The sequence below is a fragment of the Frigoribacterium sp. PhB160 genome (assembly GCF_003751785.1).
In the GTDB taxonomy this organism is placed as follows: domain Bacteria; phylum Actinomycetota; class Actinomycetes; order Actinomycetales; family Microbacteriaceae; genus Frigoribacterium.
Genome location: NZ_RKIE01000001.1, coordinates 200,506 through 221,174, shown reverse-complemented (window position 1 = coordinate 221,174; position 20,669 = coordinate 200,506). Strand labels below are relative to the sequence as shown.

The following is a 20,669-nucleotide window of genomic DNA, read 5'->3' as shown; positions in this document are numbered from 1 at the left end:
TCATCCTGTCCTGTCTCGGTCGGATCTGTCGTCATGCGCGAGGCACGCCGGGCCTCGGTGGAGAGGTCCGGCGTGCCCTGGGCCAGCGGGGTCAGGCGTCCACGAGCTCGCGATCCGGCGTGCGGGCCGGGCTCTCCGCGTCGTGAGCGTCGAGGGCGTGGCCCTCGATGTCGAGACGCGGGATGATGCGGTCCAACCAGGCCGGGAGCCACCACGCGGCCTTTCCGAGCAGAGAGAGCACTGCCGGCATGAGCACGAGTCGGACGATGAACACGTCGGCCAGCACTCCGACGACGAGGCCGAACGCGATGGAGGCGGCGATCGCCATGGTGCTCGACGCGAACCCGGCGAAGACCACGGTCATGATCGTGCCAGCCGCCACGAGAACGGGGGCCGACTTGCTGAACCCGGCTACCACCGCCTCCTTCGGGGTCATGCCCTTCGAGTGCATCTCCTGGATGCGGGACACGAGGAACACCTGATAGTCCATCGCGAGGCCGAACAGCACGCCGACCAGCAGGATGGGCAGCAGGCTGAGCATCGGGTCGCCCTGGGGGGCGGGGATGATGGCATCGAGCCAGCCCCACTGGAAGACCGCGACGCTGCCGCCGAAGGACGCCAGGAGCGACAGGAGGTAGCCCAGGGTGGCGACGATCGGGATCAGCAACGAGCGGAACATGACGGTCAGCAGGACGAGCGAGAGCACCGCGATCACGATGACGTACTTGATCAAGGCCTGGTTGAGGGCGGCCGACTCGTCGATGTAGATGGCTGCCTCACCGGTCACCTCGAGGGTGACGCCGCTCACGGAGGTGTCGTCGCGGATCGCCGAGACGAGGTCGATGGTGTCGTCGTCGATCGGGCTGCCCGTCGGGATGACCGTGTACATCACGGCGTCGCCGCTGTCGGCGATCTGACCAGGGGTGACTGACTGGACCCCGTCGAGGCTGCTCAGTTCTGCGGCCGTGGCTGCGGCGTCCTGGGCGATGTCCGTGCCCTCGGCGAGGACGATCAGGGGGCTCTGGACGCCACCGAACTCGTCGAGGACCAGGTTGTACGCGGCACGTTCGGTGGACTCTGGATCGGTGCCGCCGGGCACGTTGTACGCCGTCTTCATGCTCAGCGTGGGCAGGGCGACGACGACGAGGACGACGACGCCGGCGACCACGGCCAGGACCGGGTGCTTCACGACCGTGCGGGCCCAGCCGGCGAGGAAACCACGGCGGGCGGGCTCGTCCGCGAGTCGTGCAGTCTCACGGAGGTGGCGCTCGCGTCGAGGGAGGGCACGGCGTCCGAGGGTGCGCATGAGCACGGGCAGGAGGGTCAGGGCGATCAGGACGGAGATCGCGACGGCGACCGCTGCGGCGACTCCCATCTCGGTGATCGCCCGCATGTTCACCACGACGAGCCCGACCAGGGCGACGATCACGGTGAGCCCGGCGAAGACGACCGCGGTACCAGCCGTGCCGACAGAGCGAGCGACGGCGTCCTCGACGTTGCGTCCGTCGCGCAGTTCGGAGCGGAACCGGCTGAGGATGAACAGGCTGTAGTCGATGCCGACGGCGAGGCCGAGCATGGCAGCGAGGATGAGGGTGTTGTCGCCCATGGGGAAGAACGCGCCGTAGGTGAGGATGCCGACCGTGCCGAGACCGACACCGAAGGCCGCGACGAGCAGGTTGGCGCCGGCTGCCAAGAGCGACCCGAACGTGAGCACGAGCACGAGCAGGGCGGCGATCACGCCGACGGCCTCGCCGATGCCTGCTTCGGGAGCCTGGGTCTCGAGGAGGTTGCCGCCGAGTTCGACGCGTACGTCGCCGGTGGCCGACTCCTGCAGGTCGAGCGCGGCGGCGTAGTCGGCCTCCTTGTCGGCGGTGTCGCCGAGGCCCCCATAGGACAGGGTCGCGACGGCGACGGAACCGTCGGAGGAGATGTACGGCGCAGCGGGGTCCAGGGGGTTCGTGACCGCAGCGACACCGGGCAGCTTCGCGGCGTCGGAGAGGGTGTCGGTGACGACGGCCGAGGTGGCAGGGTCGGTGACGGAACTGCCGGCGGGTGCCTCGAACACCAGCTGCAGCGAGTCCGCCGCAGGGTCCTGCGCGCCACCCATGGAGGGGAACTCGGTCGCGAGCCGGTCGAGGGTCTCCGAGGCCGCGGTCGACGATGATGCTGTCTGTGCCGCTGCCTCCGGCTTGTCGCGAGTCGAACCGATGGCGAACGCCCCGATCAGAGCGGCGAACAAGACCAGCCAGATGCCGGTGACGATGAACCGGTGCCGGGCGCTGAAGCGCCCGATCCGGGAGAGGAACAGGGACATGCGGACTCCTTGAGAGCGAGAGAGGTGGGGGGCCAGGGTCTGCTCACCCCGGGATGACCCCATCGTTTCTCGATCCGATGACCCGGCCGTCGTCTGTCGGGATCGACCCGTGTACTCCAGATGGAGTAGGTCCTGGCGCTGGCGGATGGAGCCGTCCCGCCCCTACGAAACATCAAGAGCCCCCACCGGCGCGGTGGAGGCTCGTGGTGTCGGGCCATCGCCCGTGCTCGAAGCGGAGAGCGGCCGTCACTCGGCAAGGAGCGGGATCATGTCGATCGGCTCGGTCGGCGTTTCCCCGGTGGCGTCCACGTGCGGTGCAGGCCTGCCGTCGGTACCTGGAGAATGACTGACGGGGGCCATCAGATCGCCGCGACCAGAACGAGCTCTGGTCCCTCGATGCGCACGGACCATTGGTCTGCTCCCACCGCGTCGCGGCAGCTCGAGGCAAGCCCCCACAGCGACCTGGGCGTCACGAAGTCCCCTCCCTCTTCCGCCAGCCTGTTGACGAGTCTTTGCCGATCGTCGAGGCACCTGCCCTGCCCTGACTCCGGAACAGGCCGCGAAGCTTGTCGACGACGCCCTCGAGCGCAAATGGTTTGGTGATGTAGTCGTCAGCACCGGCCCCGAATGCATCGAGACGATCGTCGAGGTCGGACCGACCAGTGAGGAACACCACGGGGGTTTCAAGCCCCTGTCGACGCATCTCGAGGACGACCTCGACGCCACTCCCGTCCGGCAGCATCATGTCGAGCACGACAGCGTCAGGACGCTGCTCCTCGATCATGGCGATGGCCGATTCTACGGACGCAGCCGACTCGACCGACCAGCCCTCGAGCTGCAGCGCGATCTCCAGCAAGCGCGTGATCGGTTCTTCTTCATCGACGACGAGGATGCGCAGAGCACGCGTGCCCCACCCAGACTCACGAAGTCGGTCTCCGCTGGGAACCGACACACGTGCCATCAGATCACCGTGTTCGGCGATCATCGTCAGGAAGCCGTTCGCTCGCCGGACGCAGTCGAGTGCACCTGGCTGGGCTGATTCGTCATGGCGGCAACGAGAGCAAGCACCGCCAGGCCGATCGCGTAGACCACGTGACCGACGACGAGCGAGAGGACCCAGACGACGATGAGGGCCCAGCGTGCCGGGGTCAGCGCAGTCCGCATGATGCGCCAGCGGTCGCGGCGGGCTCGGCGAGGGGTGGTCGTGATCTGCTGAGCCGCGGTGCGGGCCGCGACGGGGGCGAAGTAGGCGGACGTGTGGCTGATGGTGGTCATCGATGTCTCCTCGAGTGGCTGCGGCTTTTGGTTCGTCCAAGGTTCGCGGACTTGGCTCGCCTCCGCGTCGTGCCATGAGACCAGGAACACGTACTCCGTTCGGAGTACGTCTCGAGCTCGGTGTCGGACGCCTCGGGCACTGGATCCCTCGCCCTGCGGCAGCGACGACGTTCGGCCCTCGTCGAGCGTCGGCTTCTACAGCGATACGGGGGTTGTCGCTGCGGCTGGCGTGTCGTCAGCCGTGCCGGTCGTCGGGACGAGGGCGAGTGACGTTTCACCGGATGCCTCGGATAGCCACCGTCCTCGGCACTGGACCTGAGAAAGAGCGCCTCAAGTCGACCGCTGCCATCCCCTGCAGGCCCAGAAGCACAAGCGCCGGCAGTGCTTCACGAGCCTGGATTCGGCGGTCGCCGAGGGAGAACTGAGATCCGTGCGGCCCGGTGGGACGGACCCACGTCTCCGAGTTCAGGGCCCTGAAGGCCATGGGACGTTTCTAGAGTTCAGCGTCGAACGTCGATGAGCACTTGGTTTCAAGCCAATCGGGAGATGACTAGCCGCGCATGGATGGAGATGCACCTCACCCTTCAATCGAATCTCCGCGACCTCGAGCTTGTGGCTGTCGGCGAGGCGGCGGAGACTGACGTCGAATGGCGGTTCCCGGCCTCAGACGGCGTTACGCGATGGCCAGGCGTGCGTCGACTCGTCGACCGGGTCGGTTCAGCGCGTGCCGGCTACCTCATCGTGGAACCCGCCATCAAGATGAGCTACACGTATCGGTGGGCTCAATGCACGGGCGGCAGCCGCACTCCACTACTTGTCGAGGTGGGCTTCGACAGTGGCGTGGGGATCGTCGCCCCGGGTGGCGCACCGTGTGCCGAACCGGTTGTCGTGACGCGTGCGGGTGACGTCTGGCCGCACGCCTCGGTTGCCGACCCGAACGTACTGTTGGACCCCGCGACGTGTGTGGATGTGTTCTTCTCGTGGCTCACGTGGGGGCGCCTACCTGCTGGCTTCGTGATGCGTCCCGTGGACGGCTACAGCTTGCCTGTTCTCTCTTGACGGAGGCGCGCGAGCTGAGGAGGGCATAAGGCAGAGTGAAGGGGCTGCCAGCGCCTCAGAGCCGGTGGGCGATTCTCGTGTCTGTCGAGCTCATCCGAAGTCGCGCTGTGCCGAAAGAGTGTGTTCCGACGTTTGCGTCACCTCGGAGGCGGTGGACGGTTGGTCTCCCGCGCGATGGACGAGTGTCCGACAAAGGTGCTTCTCGGCTGTTGCGCAACCGGCTGGTTCACGTCGTGATCCTGGGCAAGCACTCGAGGAGATCGTCGTCCTCGCGCTGCGAAGCAGAAGGTGCGTAAGCCGAGTTCCCGCGGGCCGGAAGCCCGGTCCACGTGTGTGACAGCTGCTCTCTCGTCACGGCGTCGTCGGCGGGCGACTTAAGCACCAGCACAGTCGTACAACGACGCGACGACGCCGCCCATCATTTCGGCAATCGACATGGGGCGGCGTCGTTGCGAGCCGGGGTCGCAGGGTGTCCGACCAGGTGGACTCACGACAGTTGGCCGAGCGGCTACGAGGCCATCGCGGCCCGCGCTCGGGCCAGGTCCCGCCGAGCCGCTCGGCGCTCAGCTCTGAAGGCGTCCTCCGCGTTCAGCTGACGGACGATGTGGGCCGCGTCCAGGAGCTCCTCGATCCGCTCGGGGGTGAGCCCGGGGTAGGTGTAGTCACCGAGCCTCCGGCGGAGGTAGATCTGTCGCTCGTACTTGAACAGTGCAGCTTCAGCCTCGATGTCGGCCTTGGTCTTTGTGGGCATGTGGTTCTCCTGTTGGTTGTGGTGTTGCGCGGTCTAGATCAGCTGGTCTGCTGCAGCGACGATGGCGTCGCATGTGCTGCACCGGCAGGCGTAGTCGCTGCTCCTGCGGTGGTCGAGGATGGCGGCGGCGGCGGCGAGGACGAGTTCCCTGTGACGCCAGGTCCCAGAGCGGGAAGCGTGACTTGGGGACTGGTTCGGTTCGGCGTGCGTCGTCATTCGCCGATGAGTTCGCGGTGGGGGCAGTCGGCGCCTTCGTGGTCCGTCGCGAGGTAGGTCCGAGCGGTTCGGATGGTGACGGCTGCTGCACGGACCTCGTCTCCTGCTGCTCCGTCGAGCTGTGGGGTGTGCCCCTCGGCCTCGAGCTCGTCGTCGGCCTCGACGGTGGCGAGCAGGATGTCGCAGTAGATGCAGGTCGCTCGAGTGATGTTCATGGTTACCTCTTTCTGGCGTTTTGCCGGTGGGTGTCGAGCACCCCTTACTGGGGCGTCTGATGGGTAGATGGGGCAAGGAGGCGACAATGTTTAGGCCGCGGCTCGATATGTTGCGAGAGATTCCCGCAGGAAGTCCGCGGCGCTACTGCGGAGCTGGGAGACGCGTGCAGTACCGACGCCCAACTCCACTGCGATGTCCGTTGCGGGGGCGTCTTCCAGGATGCGGAGCATCACGTAGCGCTGCTTGTCGGGGAGCTGCCCGATGGCCCGCCGCACATCGATGCTGCTGATGACTTGAGCCTGGTCCTCAGCGGCAAGCTCCGTGGTGCTTTTGGCCCCGTCGAGCGAGATGGCACGGAGCCACGGCAGGATGACGGCCGAGGCGGCGTCGCGTCCCTTTCGGGCCTTGAAGACGTGCTCAGGGATGACGACGGGGGTCGCGTAGCGACGCACCTCGTCCATCAGCTCGGCGTGGACGTAGGGCGCGGCGAATGCAGGGAACTGGGGGTGGCGCACCTCTTCTTCGCTCGTGCCGTCCTGCTGGGGCGCGAAGTGGGCGACTGCTTTCGCCGCTCCCAGCCAGCCGCGCATATCCAGGTCGTCGGCATCGAGTGTCGGGTGCGAAGCCGCGACTCGACGTGCCTGCGAGCGGATGAGTGGGCCGACTGAACCGGCAAGCTCAAAGGCCGCCTGCCGTGAGCCGGCGGCGATGCGCCTGGCCAAGTCCATTTCTTGCTGGCTTGTGAGGGTTCGGGCGGTGGAGAGGAAAGTGGTGGCCACGATGCGTCCTGAGGTGGGCGAGCGTTCGCTCTACCGGCCGGACGATTCGCCGGGTGGCGGTCGCTTTGTGGCCTGCGCCTGGAAGACATGCGGCGGAAAAAGTGGTTCCGGGAGGCGGCCTCGGACTGGGCTGGCCCCAGTTGAGGTGACAGGTCATGAGGTGTTCCTTTCATCGGTAGGACGCGGGTGCTCCTACCGGTTGGGCATGCGGCAGGTTGGGTGTCAGAGGTCGAAGGCGGCGGCGGGCAGGACGTAGCCGCGGGGGCGGGTCTCGCCCGCGATGGACCTGGGGGCCTTGCTTCCCGGGGTCGTGCCGTCCTTGACGAGGCTGAGGAAGCCGGTGTTGAGCTGCCCCATCGGCAGGCCTTCCAGGGCGGGGTTTCGCCGCTTGAGGTCCGTGACGGCCTGGTTGCGGAGGACGACGTACTGACGGTCCTCAGAGAGCACGCCGACCTCGAAACGGGTGGGCTCGTAGACGCCAGCGGTCGCCGTACGGGCCGTCCACTGCCAGCCGAGGCGAGTCGCTTCCTCCCCGGTGGGCATGCTGCCGTCGTGCAGGGCGATGTGACCGGTCTTCGAGGCGATGGTGTCGCGGGCGGCGTTGACGATGGCCTGCGCGGGGTTCGCGTCCAGCACAAGGGCTGTGTTGGCCCCGGCGAGGTCGTCGAGCGCCTTGACGACGTCCTCCTGGGTGGGGATGAGGTCGGCGAAGCCGGCGGTCTCGGCGAAGAGGCGGAGCATCGTCCAGCCGGCGCCGACGACGGAGGCGTTGCTCGCGGAGCGGCCCGCCCTGGGTGCGTTCTCAGCTCGGAGACGCTCGTTCGTGGTTCGGAACTGGCGGAGGCTGCCGGCGGTGTCGAGGCGGCTGGCGAGGAAGCGGATGTAGGTGCCGTAGAGCGCTTGAGCAGCAGCCGGGTGCGCCTCGCGGAAGGTGTCGAAGGGGGATGCGTCTCGGGGCGTCATCGCGACGGCTCCGGGTGGGAGGTCGATGGCGAGGATGCGGGAGAGTACACCGACTCCTCCGCCGGGCAGGGCTTCACCGGAGATGATGGCGCAAGTCTCGGCTTCGGAGGCGGTCTTAAGTCCGCCGTCGACGGTGGACTTCGCCCCGGAACCAGCACCTCCGTAGCTGGCCTGGACGACGTTCGCGACGGCGAGGTTGACGACGTCGGCCTTGCGGCGGTCCTGGGGGACCCTGAAATCGTCGTGAATGCTGACAGCGTGACGCGCCCATTTGGCGGTGATGGATGCACCGAGCGCAGTGGCGCTCGGCAGGGAAGAACCCGTCCACGAGGAGAGGTAGGCGTTGCCCGTAAGGAACGCCTGGAAGGCGCGCAGCAGCTGCGTCTTGCCCGCGTCCGGCGGGCTGACCAGGAACACGCTGGTCCGCTCGGAGAGTGCCAGCGGGGCGGCGAAGGCGAGGCCCAGCATCGCGAACGCGGCGTGGCTCGTGGGCGTGATGGCGAGGAACGCCGGGATGGCCGACGCCGCCGTCCGGATGGCGGTGGCGTCTGAGGGGAGGTCGGGGAAGCCGTAGGCGAGCTGCGCTTCGAGGAGGGAGTCCTCTTCGCTTCGGGGTGGGCTGCCGACGGTGAAGCCCGGGACGGTTCCCTGGGCGTTGACCGATCCGGCAGGCGCGAGGTAGGTCCATCCCCCGCCGTCGGGCTTCAGCCAGCCGAGAGTGCCGTAGGCCTCGACGACGTCGGTGCCACCGTCGGTGCCGAGCTCACGCAGGGCGTTGCCGACTTGCTCGCGGGCGACGGTGCTGATGGGGAGGCTGACGCCGACGTCGAGGCGGTCGACGACTGTCTTCGCGGAGTGCGCTTCCGCAGTGGTGAAGCCCGCCTGGGTGCGCACCCGTCCGTCGGACCTCGCGAGGGTGACGGTGACCTTGGCCTCGGCGGCGATGACCTTCCGGCCCTGTGTGTCGACGGTGAGCTGCTCGGTCTTGCGGCTCTTGAACGCGACCCAGCTGCTGATGCGCTCGAGGCGTTCCCCGTGCGTCAGATCGGGCAGTTGGAAGCGGACGGTCTTGTAGATGCCGTGCCGGGTCTCCCCTGAGGCGGTGTCGTCCCAGACGTAGGCGCGTAGTCCGTCCTCGAGTTCGAACCGGGCGGGTACACGGTCGGCCACGGCACGAGCGATGGTCAGAGGCGCCTCCGCCGCGGCCGGGGTCGACGTGGAGGTCGGGCCGAGGAGGTCCAGCAGCGCAGCCTCGTCGGCGGCTTCGGCAGCGTCGTCAGCCCACGCCCCCACGGGTGCCAGAACAACGGCCTGCGGCCCGGTGACGGTCGCCACGGGCGTCACTGGCGCTGGCGCCAGCGAGACTGTCTGCGGCGCTGGCGTGATGCCGAACGCGCGGAGCACGTCAGGGGCGAGCACGGCGGGCAGGCTGGTGAAGAACGGCAGCGGCCAGGTCCCGCCGCGTTCGCCGTCTGCGACCAGGCGAGCAGCCCTCCGGTACCCCGTGGGGCCGCCGAAGGCGTGGGCGAGGAGGTCGAAGGACGACCAGGAGTGATTCTGCCCATTGAGCCCGAAGATGCTCTGGATCGCGGTGTCGAAGATGGTCAGCCGCTCCGGCTCACCGTTCCTGGCCCGGTAGATACGGGCTGAGTCCAGCGGCCCGAGATCCCCGTCGGGGCCGGGGAACGTCAGTCCGTTCTGGGGGCGCTCGTCGGCACCGAAGACCGCTTCGGCGAAGACGCTCACTGGCACGGTCAGCGCGAAGCGGTCACCGACACGCTCGGACGTCCCGGGAGTCGAACCGGCCGCCGCGGGCAGCGGCTCAGTGCCCCGGGTCTTCGTCCGTCGGGGTTTCAGCGGTGACGCCTCTGGATAGCGGGTCAGAAGCTCGGTCGTGGAGTAGCGGGGGCCGTCCGCGAACTCGAGCCGGGTGCGCCGGCCCTGGTTCGCGTTCCAGGTCCCGGCGGGGCGCAGGATGCGGGCGGCATCGGCCAGGACTCCCGCGTCGATGTTGAGGACGTCCTCGCCTGCGAGCTGCATCCAGAACTTCTTGTGGGCCTCGAGCAGGGCGGCGCCGTCGGGGGTGTGCGGGTCGAGGAGGTCGTCGAGGACGAAGTAAAGGTGGACGCCGCCTCCGGTGAAGACCTTGACGGTTGCCGGCGGAGCAGCATCGATCCATCGCTGCGCCTGTTCCTTCGTCGGGTTCCTGTCGCCGGCGGAGTGGCTGCCCGAGTTGAAGTCGATGTCAACGAACAACGCAGGCAAGGCGACAACGTCGGCCTTCCTGCCCCGTCCCGGCCCGAAGCTGGGGCGGAGTCCCCCGACTCCCACCCAGACGTTGTCGCCCATGCTCGCGGCCGTCGCCAGGACGTCCCAGGCAGCTGATGCGTCACTGATGGGGACGGCCGCGATTCCTCGGAAGGCGCCCTTGACGCCGGTGAGCTTGTCGACGGCCTGGCTGCAGATGCTCATGACCGTGCCTGTGGGCCAGTCGTGGCTGCCCCAGATCGCAGCGTGCTGCGCTGCCCAGTCCTGCTCGTTGAGAGCCATGCTCTCGGTGGTGGTTTCCCCCATGGTCGATCCCTTGTGATCCCGTCTCCGGGGCACCGCCACTCGGCGGCACACAAGGGAAAGGGGGCACGAACGACGGAAAGTTAAGCGCCGGACTCATCTTTCTTTCGGGGGCCGAACCCAACACGGCATACGGGGGGGGTAGCCAACTGTCGACCGCCTGGGGCAGGTGACCGGAACAACAGCGGCAGGCGGGCGGGAACCCGCGAAGCGCGGAGCGCGGCTCTTGCTTCTAGATCTGCTGGTCTGGAGAGAAGAGAAGCGATAACAGGCCTGACTTCACGGGAATTTGACGCTGCCCCAGGTGCTGGCCAAGCCGTGCCCCAGCCCTGGACCGCTGGCCTGATCTCATGCAAGCCAAGGAATCTCGAGTGGCGGCTTAACTTCTGCCGGATCGTGACCCATCTGATGGGGTGAGGGAGAAGAAGCCCCTCGTCTTCACAAGAGACTCATCCGCGCCCCTCGATGGCGCAACACGTAGGAAGAGAACAGCATGTTCGAACAGCCCATCCGCCGCCGCCGCTACGCCGGCAAGTTCCAGGAGTTCGTCAGGACCCTGGACCCAGTGTCGCGCCAGAACCTCGCTCGGCTCCTCGACGACGACGACCTCACGGCTGCTGACCTGCAGCTCACCCTCAGCAGCAACGGCCTCGAGCTCGGAACGACGAGCATCAACCGGATCCGGGCAGACCGCAGGGAGGACCGCGAGGAGGCTGCCCGAGCGGAGCGCGCGGCCCGACGCCGCCAGGCCAGCACGCGCGCCTGACCCACCGTGGGCGCCAGACCTCAGATCGAGATGGCGCCCACCCGCAGGTAGCCACTTCGGGCAAGGCTCAACAGGAGAGCAGATGCCGTCTGATGCTGGAGAGTCATGACGTTTCCTTGGGGAGGCTGCCACCCTTCGGTGCCGGGGTGGACGAGAACGAGGGGCACGTCGCGGCGGAGCCACGGGGCCGGGTCACGGTCGGGGATGGTCCGGTCTCTGGTGAGTCGGTCGATCTCTGCCATCGTGCACCCGTCGAGCGAGAACGTGCCAGCGCACGACGCCCGCTGCATCGACTCCGCCTGGAACTCGGTCGCTGCCACGACGGCGATCGCTCGCATCGCGGTCGGCCGGTCGACGCCTTCCCCGAAGTGCAGACCGATGAGCGCCTCGACGATCTGCTCGGACGTACCGGTAAGAACCTCACCACGGGAGCCAGGACCACTGGCATGAAGGAATGACTTCTGCATGCCCACGTCATGCGCGGCGAGACGCCTGGTGCTCCGGAGAGCCGTGGCAGCGCCGATGGAACACAAGTCGCGACCTGCCGCGCATGGTGCTGGCGAGCCGGCGCCCGTCGGCAGAACTCGACCAGGAACGAAGACATGTCCACCATCCTCGAAGCCCCCCGGCCAACAACCCTCCTCACCGCAGACGACCTCGCCCGTGAATTCCACGTGACCCTCTCGACGGTCAGGTCTTGGCGGCTCAAGGGACTCGAGGGCAAGCCTGGATACGGCCCAGTCGGCTTCACGGTAGGACGCCGTGTTCTTTACCGGCGCTCCGATGGCGACGCCTGCATCGCCACCAACTCGGGAACGCGCTGATGGGCAGGAAGGCGCTCGGAGTCGGCCATTACGGTCACATCCGAACGGAGGAGCTGGCTAAGAACAAGTGGACAGCGACCGCGACGATACGAGACTCCCTGACCGTGACGACACGCGTCTCCGCACAGGGCACCTCGCCCTCCGATGCCAAGAGGGCACTGAAAGACAAGTTCGAAGAACGCAAAGCGGCCAGCGAGGCGCGTGCGAAGCAGTCCATCGAACAAGCTGAGGAAGAGAGTCGAGCGGCCGAGGACGCCAAGCGCGCACGTGACCGCCGCTCCTTCTCGTATGTGGCCCACCGCTGGCTAAGGGCGTCGCAGGGTGAGGGCTTGGCCATCTCGAGCCGGGTTCGTTACGGAGACCTGCTGCGGCTTCACCTGGAGCCAGCTTTCGGTGACGAGGACATCCGTGACATCGGCATCGTGCAGCTCGACGACTTCCTCCAGGAGTTCGTCGAACGTGGGCAGATCTCACAGGCCCGTTCCCTCCGCAGCCTGCTCATGAACGTCTTCGGCTACGCGCACAAGAAGCAGTTCGTTCCGTTCAACCCGGCCCGCGCCACAGACGCCATCAAGCCCAAGACGAGTACCCCAACTGCTCTCCGTGCCACTGAGCTTGAAAGCATTCGGAACGCAGTTGCTCGCTACATGCGACCCGAGCCCGGACGCGGCGGCCCGACCCCAAGCGTGCCTGTCGACCTCATCATCGACACCATGTTGGGCGGCGGAGGACTCCGCATCGGCGAGGCGCTCGCTCTGCGCTGGATCGACCTCGACCTTGAGGGCGAAGAGCCAACCCTGCGGGTGCTCGGAACGACCGTCGAGGTGAGGAACGACCAGAACAACGGAACGGGCCTGCACCGACAGTCACGGACGAAGACGAAGTCGAGCATGCGCGCCGTCCGCTTGCCGGAATGGCTGCGTACCCGGCTCGCAGAAGCGCCTCGAAACCCGAACAGTGACCTCGTCTTCTGCACCAAGTCGGGCAAGCCTCTTTCGCGAAGCAACATCTATCGAGCGCTGAGGAAGGCTCTCGACGATGCCGGGGTCGAGTACTTCGTCCTCCACGACCTCCGCAAGACAGTCGCGACGGCGGTGGACAAGCACGAGGGGCTTGCGGCTGCCAGCAGCATCCTGGGTCACTCCAACACGGTCATCACCCAGGCCTCGTACGTCGAGCGAGCCGAGCTCAAGGCCGACGTCCGAGCCACTCTGGACGCCTTTGCTCCCGGCGCCGAGGTGATTCGACGGCCGTGCGTCACTTCGTGAGCGTCGGGCTCATTTCGCCATCTGTTGCAGGGCTTGCATCCAATTGCGCACCTCGTCCGCTCCACCCGCCTCGATGAGCAAACTGTGGGTCATCGTGGGAAACACCCGTTCCGCGAGGTACCGCTTGGCAGTTTGCGCCTTGACTGGTTTGAGGTTGGGGTCGGCCTTCATTGCCGCTGAGACGAGCGCAGGCACATCATCGGTTGGCCCGAAACTCACGGTCACACCAAGGGCAGACGTGATCGCATCCGGATGCAGGTAGTTCTCCAATTCCCGGCGCGTGGTCAGACGCGCTGACGAACCATCTGATCGACTATTTACTTGGTCGACCGCCTTCTGGTAACTGGACACGTCGTTGTCGTAAAGATGGAACTCAGGGCGCCCGAAGCCCTTGAGATAACGCTCCGACACCCACTGGTGCAGTGTGCCACCACCGAGCAGCACGAATGCGAAGCGGTTGTCAGTCCGTAGGTCGATGAGCGACTCTCCGCCATCGCAGAGCGCACCACTTAGAGCCTTCAACCCAGCGACATCGTTCGGCCCCTCCACACAAACTAGGGCTCGAACTCGGTCATCGGGCAGAACGCCGAGCTCCTGTGCGATTCGGTCCCACGTGTCCTCGTTGGCCGGTCGAACTTGGGGAGTGCCGTCCTCGTTCCTCGCCACGAAGCGAAGGCTCTCCGTCGGGAGGTGGCCTGCCAAACCTGGGCTGTGGGTGGTCAGTAGTACCTGACAACCCTCACTTTGGGCCATCTCCTGGAATGACTCGAGAAGGATCTTCTGATTGCGCGGGTGCTGGGACGTCTCGGGCTCTTCGATGGCGTAGATCACGCTCCTCTTCGACCCCTCCTCGATCTGACGCTGCGCCTCAGCCTTGAAGAAGCTCACGAGGACGAGTCGGCGCACACCGCTGCCTCGCTTGTTGATCGGAATTCCATTCCTACCCTCGAGCGTCACGCCGAAGAGAGACGACCACCGGGGATCGTTCTTGAACGAGGCGACCAGACCATCGGCGAGTTCCGGATCTAGTTCTTCGAGGGCCGCGTGCGTCCGCGTCGCCAGCTCGGTCGCTCTTTCCCTCACGATCGAGACGACGCCGGCCAAGGCCTGCTGGACGTCGTTCTCTGCCAGGGCAGCCGTGATGGCAAGCTTCATCGGATCTTGAACTTCGCTGTCCGAGTCGCGGCTCGACCGATCCGACTGGAAGAGCGCAAAGTGAGGGAGCAGCGGCGCAAGCCTCTCCCAGATGCGCTTGGAGTCCTCTTTACTTACGGGAACATCTCTTTCCTCGAGGACCAGTTCCGCTTCGGAGGCCCAGAGCGCTTTGCGCATCGCCGGGTTGCTCGCTTTGTTCACTTCCGCAGAGTCAGCTGGCTCCAGATGTTTGCCCAGCCGTGTCTTCAAGGCTGCGTTGCCGAGCAGAAGTAGGTCATTCAGGTCGTCGTCTACCGGGTGATGGCAGACGACGAAGACCTCCTCCTTGGGCTTAGCGCCGGAGCACGTCCATCGCTTGCGGACACGAAGGCGTCCTGTTTCCGTCAGTAAGAACTCATCTTTGAGCGACGTCTCCGCTTGGGCATCGAGCACGATCTTCTCCGGCAACTCGCTGAAGGTGCAGGTCACCTCAAACTCCTGGGCGTCAGAGTCGACGTTCACGTCACCCGCGTCGGCTTTGACGACCTCACTGCCGAAGAAGATCGCCAGGGCTTCGAGAATGGTCGACTTGCCCACGTCGTTCCGGCCGACGATGGTCGTAAGGTCCCCGATGAGCACTTCTTGCTCATCCGTGTAGCCACGGAAGTTCTTGACAGCTACCGCTTCTAGTCTCAAGCGTCCCCCAAGGAGCACCTTTGCTCGCCGCGACTGGGCCACAAAACGAGGCATTGTCACGACGAGTCGTTTAGGGCAAGTTTAGGGCGAGTTAGGCCAGAAAAGGCAAAGGGCCCGGTCTCAGACCGGGCCTTTCCTTGTGTTCTGTGCGCCTGGAGGGACTCGAACCCCCAACCTTCTGATCCGTAGTCAGATGCTCTATCCGTTGAGCTACAGGCGCATTTCTCCGGCCGAATGACCGAGGGAAACTGTACACGACCACGCGCGCCCTCGCGAATCGAGGCCCCCACAGCAGCCCGAGCCCTCGTCACCTGTGGCACGGCGGGGCCCACGAGCGACCCAGACCCCGCGTAGCGACACATGACGAACCGTCGCCCTGGACGAGCCGGCCGAGCACGAGACCTACGGCGCGCGCGGACCCTCGTGGTCGTCGTCGCGGTCCTCGCGCTCGCCGAGCAGCTCGTCGACGTCGCCTGAGTCGACCGTGCCGGTGCGGTCGTGCATGTCGCCCGTCGCCTCCCGGCCCGTGAGGTGGTCGGGCTCGTCGTCGGTGCCCGGCGACACCGGCTGCTCGACGGCACCGTGGTTCTCGGTGCTGCCCGCGACGGGCACGCGGGCGCGGTCGCCGAACTCGGCGGTCTCGTCGGTGACGCCGCCCTGCTGCGGCTCGTTCTGGTTCGTGCTGGTCATGGCGTGCCTCCAGTGGCTCGGGTCATGGTCGCCCCACGATGCTCCGCCCCGCCGACGCGCCTCCCAGGATGCCCGCCGGACCGCGACGCGAGACCCGCCTGAAGCGCCACGTCCACCAAGACCACAACGACTCTTGCGCAATGCTCCTTGTGCACCTACGGTCGACGCATGACCCACGATCGCGCCACGCGCCTCACCGACGCCGCGTCGCTCCGCGTCCTCGCGCATCCCACGCGCCTCCGGCTGCTCGGCCTGCTGCGCCAGCACGGACCGCAGACCGCGGCCCACCTCGGCGACCGCGTCGACGAGGCCCCGGGCACGATCAGCTACCACCTCGGCAAGCTCGCGAGCATCGCCCTCATCGAGGAGGCGCCCGGCACCGGCACCGACCGCCGCGAGCGCTGGTGGCGCGCCACGTCCGAGCTCACCACGTGGGAGCCCGCCGACGCCCTCGACGACCCCGCCACCGCCGCCGCCTCGACGGCGATGCAGCGGACCATCGCGCACCTCTATGCGGCGAACTACGACCGCTACCTCGAGTCGGTCCCCGCCCTGCCCCGCGAGTGGGTCGCCGCAGCCGCCAGCGGCGACCGCACCCTGCGCCTCACCGCGGCCGAGCTGGCCGAGCTGCGCGCCGAGCTCGAGGCCCTGACCGAGCGCTGGCGCGCGGTCGGCGAAGGCCGCACCGCCGCCCCCGACACCCGCACCCCCGCCGAGCGCGTCACGCTCGTCTACCAGGCGTACCGCTCCCCCGAGGCCTGAGGTGACGACGCCCGAGCCGGCCCTCCCCCGGCACGACGGGGCCCCCGTCCTCCCGGAGGCGCACCCCACCTCCGCCCCCGCCCGCCCCCGCACCGCGCTGACGGCCCTGCTCGCCGCCCACGCCGTCTCCCAGACCGGCAACGTGGTCACCTCGTTCGCCGTCCCCTTCTACGTCCTCGGCTCGGGCGGCTCCGGCGTGGAGGTCGGCGTCGCCGCCGCCTTCGCGACGGCGCCCGTGATCATCGGCGGGCCGCTCGGCGGCGTCGTCGTCGACCGCGTCGGCCACCGTCGCGCCGCCGTCGTCGCCGACCTCGTCAGCGGCGCGACCGTGCTCGCGCTCCCCGTCCTCGCGCTGACCGTCGGGCTGCCGTTCTGGGCGCTGCTCGCCCTCGTCTTCGTCGGCGGCCTGCTCGACACCCCCGGCCAGACCGCCCGCCGCGTGATGCTGCCGCGCCTCAGCACGGCGGCCGGGGTGCGGCTCGAGCAGAGCGTCGGGCTCCTCGACGGCAGCGAGCGCCTGGCCAAGCTCGTCGGCGCCTCCGTCGCGGGCCTGCTCGTCGCGACGGTCGGCCCCGTGGCGACGCTGTTCGTCGACGCCGGCTCGTTCGCGGTGTCGGCGGCGCTGACGGGGGCGCTGGTGCCGCGCGACCCGGCGTCGGGCAGGTCGCCACGAGCCCAGGGCGGCGCCGGCGGCGCGGAGCCGGCCCGCGCCTCCTGGTGGTCCGACCTGCGCGAGGGAGCGCGCTTCGTCGTCCGCGACCCGCTCATGCGCCTCCTCGTCGGCCTGGTGCTCGTGACGAACCTGCTCGACTCGGCCCGCTCGGCCACGCTGCTGCCGCTCTACGCGGCCGACCGCCTCGGCGGCGCGGCCGACCTCGGCCTGCTCGTCGCGGTGATGGGCGGCTGCGCCCTCGTCGGCAGCGTCGGCTTCGGCTTCGTCGCGCACCGGATGCCCCGCCGCGTCACCTTCGCGATCTGCTTCGCCCTCGCGGGCGGGCCGTCGTCGGCCGCCTTCGCCCTCGGCGCCCCGCTGCCCTGGCTCGTCGCCGCCACCGCGCTGTCGGGGCTCGCCGCGGGGGCGATCAACCCGATCCTCGGGGCGGTGCAGCTCGAGCGCGTGCCGGAGCACATGCGCGCCCGCGTCTTCGGCCTCGTCACCGCCGGGGCGTGGGCCGGCATCCCGCTCGGGGCGGTGCTCGGCGGCGTCTCGGCCGACCTCGTGGGCCTCGCGGCCTGCTTCGCCGCGGTCGCGGTCGTCTACGTCGCGGTCACGCTGACCCCCCTCTCCGGAGGCGCGTGGCGGCTCATGGAACGCGCCCCTGCCGCCGAGACCCCTGGTGCCTCCTCTGCGGCTCCTGTGAGTCCGCCGGTTCTCCGCTCTTCGGCAGGCCCTCGGGAGGACGCGTCCAGGAGGGGTGCGTGACCATGGGGAGGTGACTGCCTCGACCCTCGTCTCCGCGACCCCGGCCGTCCGCCGGCGCGTGGCGGGCAAGTGGGTCGTGCTGTCCAGCCTCAGCGGCCTCGCCCTGGCCGGCGTCTACGTCGCGGCGGTGCTGACCACGGCCGGGCAGTCGGTCGAGGACGGCATCCTGCGCTCGGTCGGCGACGACACCCTGCTGCAGTCGGGCAGCGCCCTCGACGCCATCTCGCCCTCGGCGGTGCTGCTCGTCGTGGCCCTGACGATGTCGGTCGCGCTCGTGCGTCGACGACCTGCCGCGGCCGTCCAGTCGGGCGTGCTCATCGTCGGCGCGACCCTGACGACGCAGGTGCTGAAGCAGTTCGCCCCCCGGCCCGACCTCAGCGGCGACGTCTACGCCAACAGCTTCCCGAGCGGGCACGTGACCATCGCGGTCGCGGTCATGCTCGCGCTCATGACGGCCTTCGGCCGTCACGCGAGACCCCTCGTGTTCGTCGTCGGCACGGGCTTCGCCGCGGTCGTCGCCGAGCAGACCGTCGCCTACGGCTGGCACCGCTGCAGCGACGTCGTCGGCGCCTGTGCGGTGGCGCTGCTCTGGCTCGGCCTCGTCCGCGTCGGGGCGGCCCGCTGGGCCCGTGAGCCCCGGCGCACCGACGTCGTCGGCCCGAAGGCGCACGCCCTCACGTCGATCGTGATCGGGCTCGCGCTCGTCGTCTGCCTCGCCCTCTCGGGGGCGGTGTGGGGCATCGGCATCGGCAGCGACATGAGCCTCACGACCTCGTCCGGCGGCGAGGGGATGCTCATGGGCGCGCGGCTGGCCGCCGCGGGCGTCGTGCTCGTCACCGCCTGGATCGCCTGGAAGCTCGACCGCCGCGCGTAGCCGCCGCGGTCGGCCGCGACGCCGGCCCGGGCCGTGAGGGCCCGGGCCGGACCCGTCGGTCAGCGACGAGCCGTGCGGCGACCCGAGACGCTGACCCAGATCACGAGCACCACGATGGCGCCGATGATCGAGCCGATGATGCCGGCCGGCTGGAAGAAGCCGTCGGTCGGGTCGTGCTGGAACAGCAGGAAGCCGAGCAGCCCGCCGACGAACGAGCCGATGACGCCGAGCAGGATCGTCATGGCGATCGACAGGCTCTGACGTCCCGGCACGACGGCCCTCGCGACGAAGCCCGCGATGAGGCCGATGACGAGCAGGCTGATGATGAGACCGATCATGGTGGTGTCCTTCCGGGTGGGCGACCGGCACCGGCGGTGCCGCGGTGTCGCCTGGCACAGCAGAGCACCCCTGGGGATGTGCCGACACACCCCGAGGGGTGGGAAGCTCAGGCCATGCCCGACCCGACCGCCCCGCCCACCGACGCCTCCCCCGAGGGCCGACCCGCGCCTCCCGGGGCGATCACCGTCGCTCTGGTCGACGACTACGACGTCGTGCTGACGGGACTCGCCCACATGTTCGACCGGTACCGCGAGCGCGTCACGGTCGCCGAGATCGACGCGACGACGTCGCTCTCGGACAGCGTCGACATCGTGCTCTACGACTCGTTCGCGCAGCCCGAGTCCGACCACCACGAGCTGGCCGCGCTCGTCGCGAACCCGGCCGCGCGCCGCGTCGTCGTCTACACGTGGAACTTCCACCCCGAGCTCGTGGAGGCGGCCCTCGCGCAGGGCGTGCACGGCTACCTCTCGAAGACCCTCGGCGGTCGCGACCTGGTCGAGGCACTCGAGGCCGTGCACCGCGGCGAGCTCGTCGTCAGCGAGACGCGGCCGCGCATGCCGAGCGCGCCGGGGCTCGACTGGCCCGGCCGCCGCGAGGGCATCACCGACCGCGAGAGCGAGATCCTCGCGCTGATCACGCAGGGCAAGAGCAACGCCGAGGTGGCCGCCCTGACATACCTCAGCCCGAACACGGTGAAGTCGTACATCCGCTCGGTCTACCGCCGCATCGGCGCGACGAGCCGCACGCAGGCCGTGCTCTGGGGCGTGCAGAACGGCTTCACGCCCGACCACCACCGCATCGACCACTGGCTCGGCGGGCCGTGACCGTGAGGCGCTTCGTCGGGGTCGACCTGGCCTGGCGCGACTCGACGCCGGGGCGGCCCGCCAACGAGACCGGCCTCGCGGTCGTCGACGCCGAGGGCACCGTGCTCGACGCGGGCTGGGCGCGCGGGGTCGACGCGGTCACGGAGTGGGTGCTGCGCTGGACGACTCCGGGCTCGGTCGTCGCGATCGACGCGCCCGTGCTCGTGCCGAACGCGACGGGCATGCGGGCGAGCGAGCGCGAGGTGGCGCGCGCCTACGGCCGCTGGAAGGTCGCGGCCAACGCGAGCAGCGCCTCCCTTCCGTGGCTCGGCGGACGCACCCTCGGCGAGCGCCTGGCGGCCGCCGGCCTCGTGCTCGACGACGGCGTCGCACCGCTGCCCGCCGGGGTCGCCGGGTACTTCGAGTGCTACCCGTACACGACCCTGGTCGGCACCCCCGAGCTCGGCTACGACGAGCGCCGCCCCCGCTACAAGCGCCCCGACCTCACCCTCCCGCCGGAGGCGCGGCGTGCGTCCCGCGCCGCCGCCTGCGACGACCTCCTCGTGCGCCTCGACCGCGCGGCCGGCGGCCCCGCCGCGACGACGCCCCCGGGGCTCGGCCTGCGGCTCGGGTCGCACCCCGTGTCGGGTCTCCTCCTCGACGAGCCCTCGCCTCTCGTGGACCGCGCCTACAAGCACCGGGAGGACCTGCTCGACGCCCTGCTCTGCGCGTGGACCGCGTCGATGCGGGCGCAGGCCCCCGAGCGGCTCCAGGTGCTCGGCCACGGCACCGAGCCCGACGAGCTCGGGCGGCGGGCGACGATCCTCGCGCCGTGCCGGCCGGAGCAGCGGCGGGAGCCGTCGCCGGTCACGCTGCCGCCGGTCGCGCTGCCGCCGGTCGCGCTGCCGTGAGGGCGGGGGCCGTGGGCGCGGGGGCCGCGCGAGTC

General features: G+C 68.8%; 20 protein-coding genes and 1 tRNA gene. 9 read left to right on the top strand and 12 right to left on the bottom strand.

From position 1 onward, the window contains the following. Window positions 1–91: 91 nt before the first annotated feature. From EDF38_RS01015 to EDF38_RS01005, 3 genes are all read right to left on the bottom strand, one after another. The gene (locus tag EDF38_RS01015; protein WP_123353548.1) at window positions 92–2,314 is read right to left on the bottom strand and encodes an MMPL family transporter; all 2,223 of its coding nucleotides are present in this window, start codon (window positions 2,312–2,314) and stop codon (window positions 92–94) included. Window positions 2,315–2,783: 469 nt separating this feature from the next. Continuing rightward, window positions 2,784–3,299 carry a response regulator gene (locus tag EDF38_RS01010; RefSeq protein ID WP_123353547.1) on the bottom strand — a complete coding sequence of 172 codons (516 nt, stop codon included), beginning with the start codon at window positions 3,297–3,299 and terminating at the stop codon, window positions 2,784–2,786. A gap of 2 nt (window positions 3,300–3,301) precedes the next feature. Next, on the bottom strand, window positions 3,302–3,589 hold the full coding sequence (locus EDF38_RS01005) for a hypothetical protein (RefSeq protein WP_148050059.1): 288 nt from the start codon (window positions 3,587–3,589) through the stop codon (window positions 3,302–3,304). Between the two features lie 564 nt (window positions 3,590–4,153). On the opposite strand from EDF38_RS01005, the gene EDF38_RS01000 reads away from it, so the two are divergent. Further along, the gene (locus EDF38_RS01000) at window positions 4,154–4,648 is read left to right on the top strand and encodes a hypothetical protein (protein WP_123353545.1); all 495 of its coding nucleotides are present in this window, start codon (window positions 4,154–4,156) and stop codon (window positions 4,646–4,648) included. Window positions 4,649–5,156: 508 nt separating this feature from the next. Here EDF38_RS01000 and EDF38_RS00995 read toward each other — a convergent pair. The 4 genes from EDF38_RS00995 to EDF38_RS00980 form a co-directional block, all read right to left on the bottom strand. Then, window positions 5,157–5,399: a hypothetical protein gene (locus tag EDF38_RS00995; RefSeq protein WP_123353544.1), complete on the bottom strand. Its 243-nt coding sequence runs from the start codon at window positions 5,397–5,399 to the stop codon at window positions 5,157–5,159. A 212-nt stretch (window positions 5,400–5,611) separates the two neighbouring features. Then, window positions 5,612–5,830 carry a hypothetical protein gene (locus EDF38_RS00990; RefSeq protein WP_123353543.1) on the bottom strand — a complete coding sequence of 73 codons (219 nt, stop codon included), beginning with the start codon at window positions 5,828–5,830 and terminating at the stop codon, window positions 5,612–5,614. Window positions 5,831–5,920: 90 nt separating this feature from the next. Then, window positions 5,921–6,610: a sigma-70 family RNA polymerase sigma factor gene (locus EDF38_RS00985; RefSeq protein ID WP_123353542.1), complete on the bottom strand. Its 690-nt coding sequence runs from the start codon at window positions 6,608–6,610 to the stop codon at window positions 5,921–5,923. A gap of 222 nt (window positions 6,611–6,832) precedes the next feature. Then, the gene (locus EDF38_RS00980) at window positions 6,833–10,147 is read right to left on the bottom strand and encodes a hypothetical protein (RefSeq protein ID WP_123353541.1); all 3,315 of its coding nucleotides are present in this window, start codon (window positions 10,145–10,147) and stop codon (window positions 6,833–6,835) included. 490 nt (window positions 10,148–10,637) lie between these two features. Between EDF38_RS00980 and EDF38_RS00975 the strand changes: the two genes are divergently transcribed. Next, window positions 10,638–10,910 (top strand): hypothetical protein, encoded by a 273-nt coding sequence (locus EDF38_RS00975; RefSeq protein ID WP_123353540.1) that lies wholly within the window; start codon window positions 10,638–10,640, stop codon window positions 10,908–10,910. A 20-nt stretch (window positions 10,911–10,930) separates the two neighbouring features. On the opposite strand, the gene EDF38_RS00970 is transcribed toward EDF38_RS00975, so the two are convergent. Continuing rightward, complete coding sequence (locus tag EDF38_RS00970; protein WP_123353539.1) at window positions 10,931–11,377, bottom strand: hypothetical protein; 447 nt, start codon at window positions 11,375–11,377, stop codon at window positions 10,931–10,933. A 135-nt stretch (window positions 11,378–11,512) separates the two neighbouring features. Here EDF38_RS00970 and EDF38_RS00965 point away from each other — a divergent pair, with 135 nt between their 5' ends. Both EDF38_RS00965 and EDF38_RS00960 read left to right on the top strand, forming a co-directional pair. Next, the gene (locus EDF38_RS00965; protein WP_123353538.1) at window positions 11,513–11,734 is read left to right on the top strand and encodes a hypothetical protein; all 222 of its coding nucleotides are present in this window, start codon (window positions 11,513–11,515) and stop codon (window positions 11,732–11,734) included. Next, window positions 11,734–13,002 (top strand): site-specific integrase, encoded by a 1,269-nt coding sequence (locus tag EDF38_RS00960; protein ID WP_123353537.1) that lies wholly within the window; start codon window positions 11,734–11,736, stop codon window positions 13,000–13,002. Before EDF38_RS00965 ends, EDF38_RS00960 begins: the two co-directional genes overlap by 1 nt. Window positions 13,003–13,011: 9 nt before the next feature. Here the strand turns inward: EDF38_RS00960 and EDF38_RS00955 are convergent, their stop codons facing one another. The 3 genes from EDF38_RS00955 to EDF38_RS00945 form a co-directional block, all read right to left on the bottom strand. Next, entirely contained in the window at window positions 13,012–14,886 is a 1,875-nt protein-coding gene (locus EDF38_RS00955) for an ATP-binding protein (protein WP_255409849.1), read from the bottom strand. A gap of 93 nt (window positions 14,887–14,979) precedes the next feature. Further along, window positions 14,980–15,052: transfer RNA gene (locus tag EDF38_RS00950), tRNA-Arg, on the bottom strand. Window positions 15,053–15,234: 182 nt separating this feature from the next. Next, window positions 15,235–15,522, bottom strand: a complete 288-nt coding sequence (locus EDF38_RS00945) for a hypothetical protein (protein WP_123353536.1) — start codon at window positions 15,520–15,522, stop codon at window positions 15,235–15,237. Window positions 15,523–15,690: 168 nt separating this feature from the next. On the opposite strand from EDF38_RS00945, the gene EDF38_RS00940 reads away from it, so the two are divergent. The 3 genes from EDF38_RS00940 to EDF38_RS00930 are packed head-to-tail and all read left to right on the top strand — an operon-like array spanning window position 15,691 to window position 18,581. After that, window positions 15,691–16,284 (top strand): helix-turn-helix domain-containing protein, encoded by a 594-nt coding sequence (locus tag EDF38_RS00940; RefSeq protein WP_123353535.1) that lies wholly within the window; start codon window positions 15,691–15,693, stop codon window positions 16,282–16,284. Window position 16,285: 1 nt separating this feature from the next. Then, complete coding sequence (locus EDF38_RS00935; protein WP_233572102.1) at window positions 16,286–17,707, top strand: MFS transporter; 1,422 nt, start codon at window positions 16,286–16,288, stop codon at window positions 17,705–17,707. Between the two features lie 10 nt (window positions 17,708–17,717). Beyond that, window positions 17,718–18,581, top strand: coding sequence for a phosphatase PAP2 family protein (locus tag EDF38_RS00930; RefSeq protein ID WP_123353534.1), 864 nt, complete (start codon window positions 17,718–17,720; stop codon window positions 18,579–18,581). Window positions 18,582–18,640: 59 nt separating this feature from the next. Here EDF38_RS00930 and EDF38_RS00925 read toward each other — a convergent pair whose 3' ends face one another. Continuing rightward, entirely contained in the window at window positions 18,641–18,919 is a 279-nt protein-coding gene (locus EDF38_RS00925) for a GlsB/YeaQ/YmgE family stress response membrane protein (RefSeq protein WP_123353533.1), read from the bottom strand. A gap of 114 nt (window positions 18,920–19,033) precedes the next feature. Here EDF38_RS00925 and EDF38_RS00920 point away from each other — a divergent pair, with 114 nt between their 5' ends. Next, window positions 19,034–19,744 (top strand): response regulator transcription factor, encoded by a 711-nt coding sequence (locus tag EDF38_RS00920; RefSeq protein ID WP_123353532.1) that lies wholly within the window; start codon window positions 19,034–19,036, stop codon window positions 19,742–19,744. Continuing rightward, window positions 19,741–20,634, top strand: coding sequence for a DUF429 domain-containing protein (locus EDF38_RS00915; RefSeq protein WP_233572100.1), 894 nt, complete (start codon window positions 19,741–19,743; stop codon window positions 20,632–20,634). The genes EDF38_RS00920 and EDF38_RS00915 overlap by 4 nt, the downstream gene beginning before the upstream one ends. Window positions 20,635–20,669: the final 35 nt, after the last annotated feature.

Bases quoted from the DNA above. Each gene is read 5' to 3' on its own strand.
- EDF38_RS01015 (WP_123353548.1), bottom strand. From the start codon at position 2,314: ATGTCCCTGTTCCTCTCCCGGATCGGGCGCTTCAGCGCCCGGCACCGG.
- EDF38_RS01010 (WP_123353547.1), bottom strand. From the start codon at position 3,299: ATGATCGCCGAACACGGTGATCTGATGGCACGTGTGTCGGTTCCCAGC.
- EDF38_RS01005 (WP_148050059.1), bottom strand. From the start codon at position 3,589: ATGACCACCATCAGCCACACGTCCGCCTACTTCGCCCCCGTCGCGGCC.
- EDF38_RS01000 (WP_123353545.1), top strand. From the start codon at position 4,154: ATGGAGATGCACCTCACCCTTCAATCGAATCTCCGCGACCTCGAGCTT.
- EDF38_RS00995 (WP_123353544.1), bottom strand. From the start codon at position 5,399: ATGCCCACAAAGACCAAGGCCGACATCGAGGCTGAAGCTGCACTGTTC.
- EDF38_RS00990 (WP_123353543.1), bottom strand. From the start codon at position 5,830: ATGAACATCACTCGAGCGACCTGCATCTACTGCGACATCCTGCTCGCC.
- EDF38_RS00980 (WP_123353541.1), bottom strand. From the start codon at position 10,147: ATGGGGGAAACCACCACCGAGAGCATGGCTCTCAACGAGCAGGACTGG.
- EDF38_RS00975 (WP_123353540.1), top strand. From the start codon at position 10,638: ATGTTCGAACAGCCCATCCGCCGCCGCCGCTACGCCGGCAAGTTCCAG.
- EDF38_RS00970 (WP_123353539.1), bottom strand. From the start codon at position 11,377: ATGCAGAAGTCATTCCTTCATGCCAGTGGTCCTGGCTCCCGTGGTGAG.
- EDF38_RS00965 (WP_123353538.1), top strand. From the start codon at position 11,513: ATGTCCACCATCCTCGAAGCCCCCCGGCCAACAACCCTCCTCACCGCA.
- EDF38_RS00960 (WP_123353537.1), top strand. From the start codon at position 11,734: ATGGGCAGGAAGGCGCTCGGAGTCGGCCATTACGGTCACATCCGAACG.
- EDF38_RS00955 (WP_255409849.1), bottom strand. From the start codon at position 14,886: ATGCCTCGTTTTGTGGCCCAGTCGCGGCGAGCAAAGGTGCTCCTTGGG.
- EDF38_RS00945 (WP_123353536.1), bottom strand. From the start codon at position 15,522: ATGACCAGCACGAACCAGAACGAGCCGCAGCAGGGCGGCGTCACCGAC.
- EDF38_RS00940 (WP_123353535.1), top strand. From the start codon at position 15,691: ATGACCCACGATCGCGCCACGCGCCTCACCGACGCCGCGTCGCTCCGC.
- EDF38_RS00925 (WP_123353533.1), bottom strand. From the start codon at position 18,919: ATGATCGGTCTCATCATCAGCCTGCTCGTCATCGGCCTCATCGCGGGC.
- EDF38_RS00920 (WP_123353532.1), top strand. From the start codon at position 19,034: ATGCCCGACCCGACCGCCCCGCCCACCGACGCCTCCCCCGAGGGCCGA.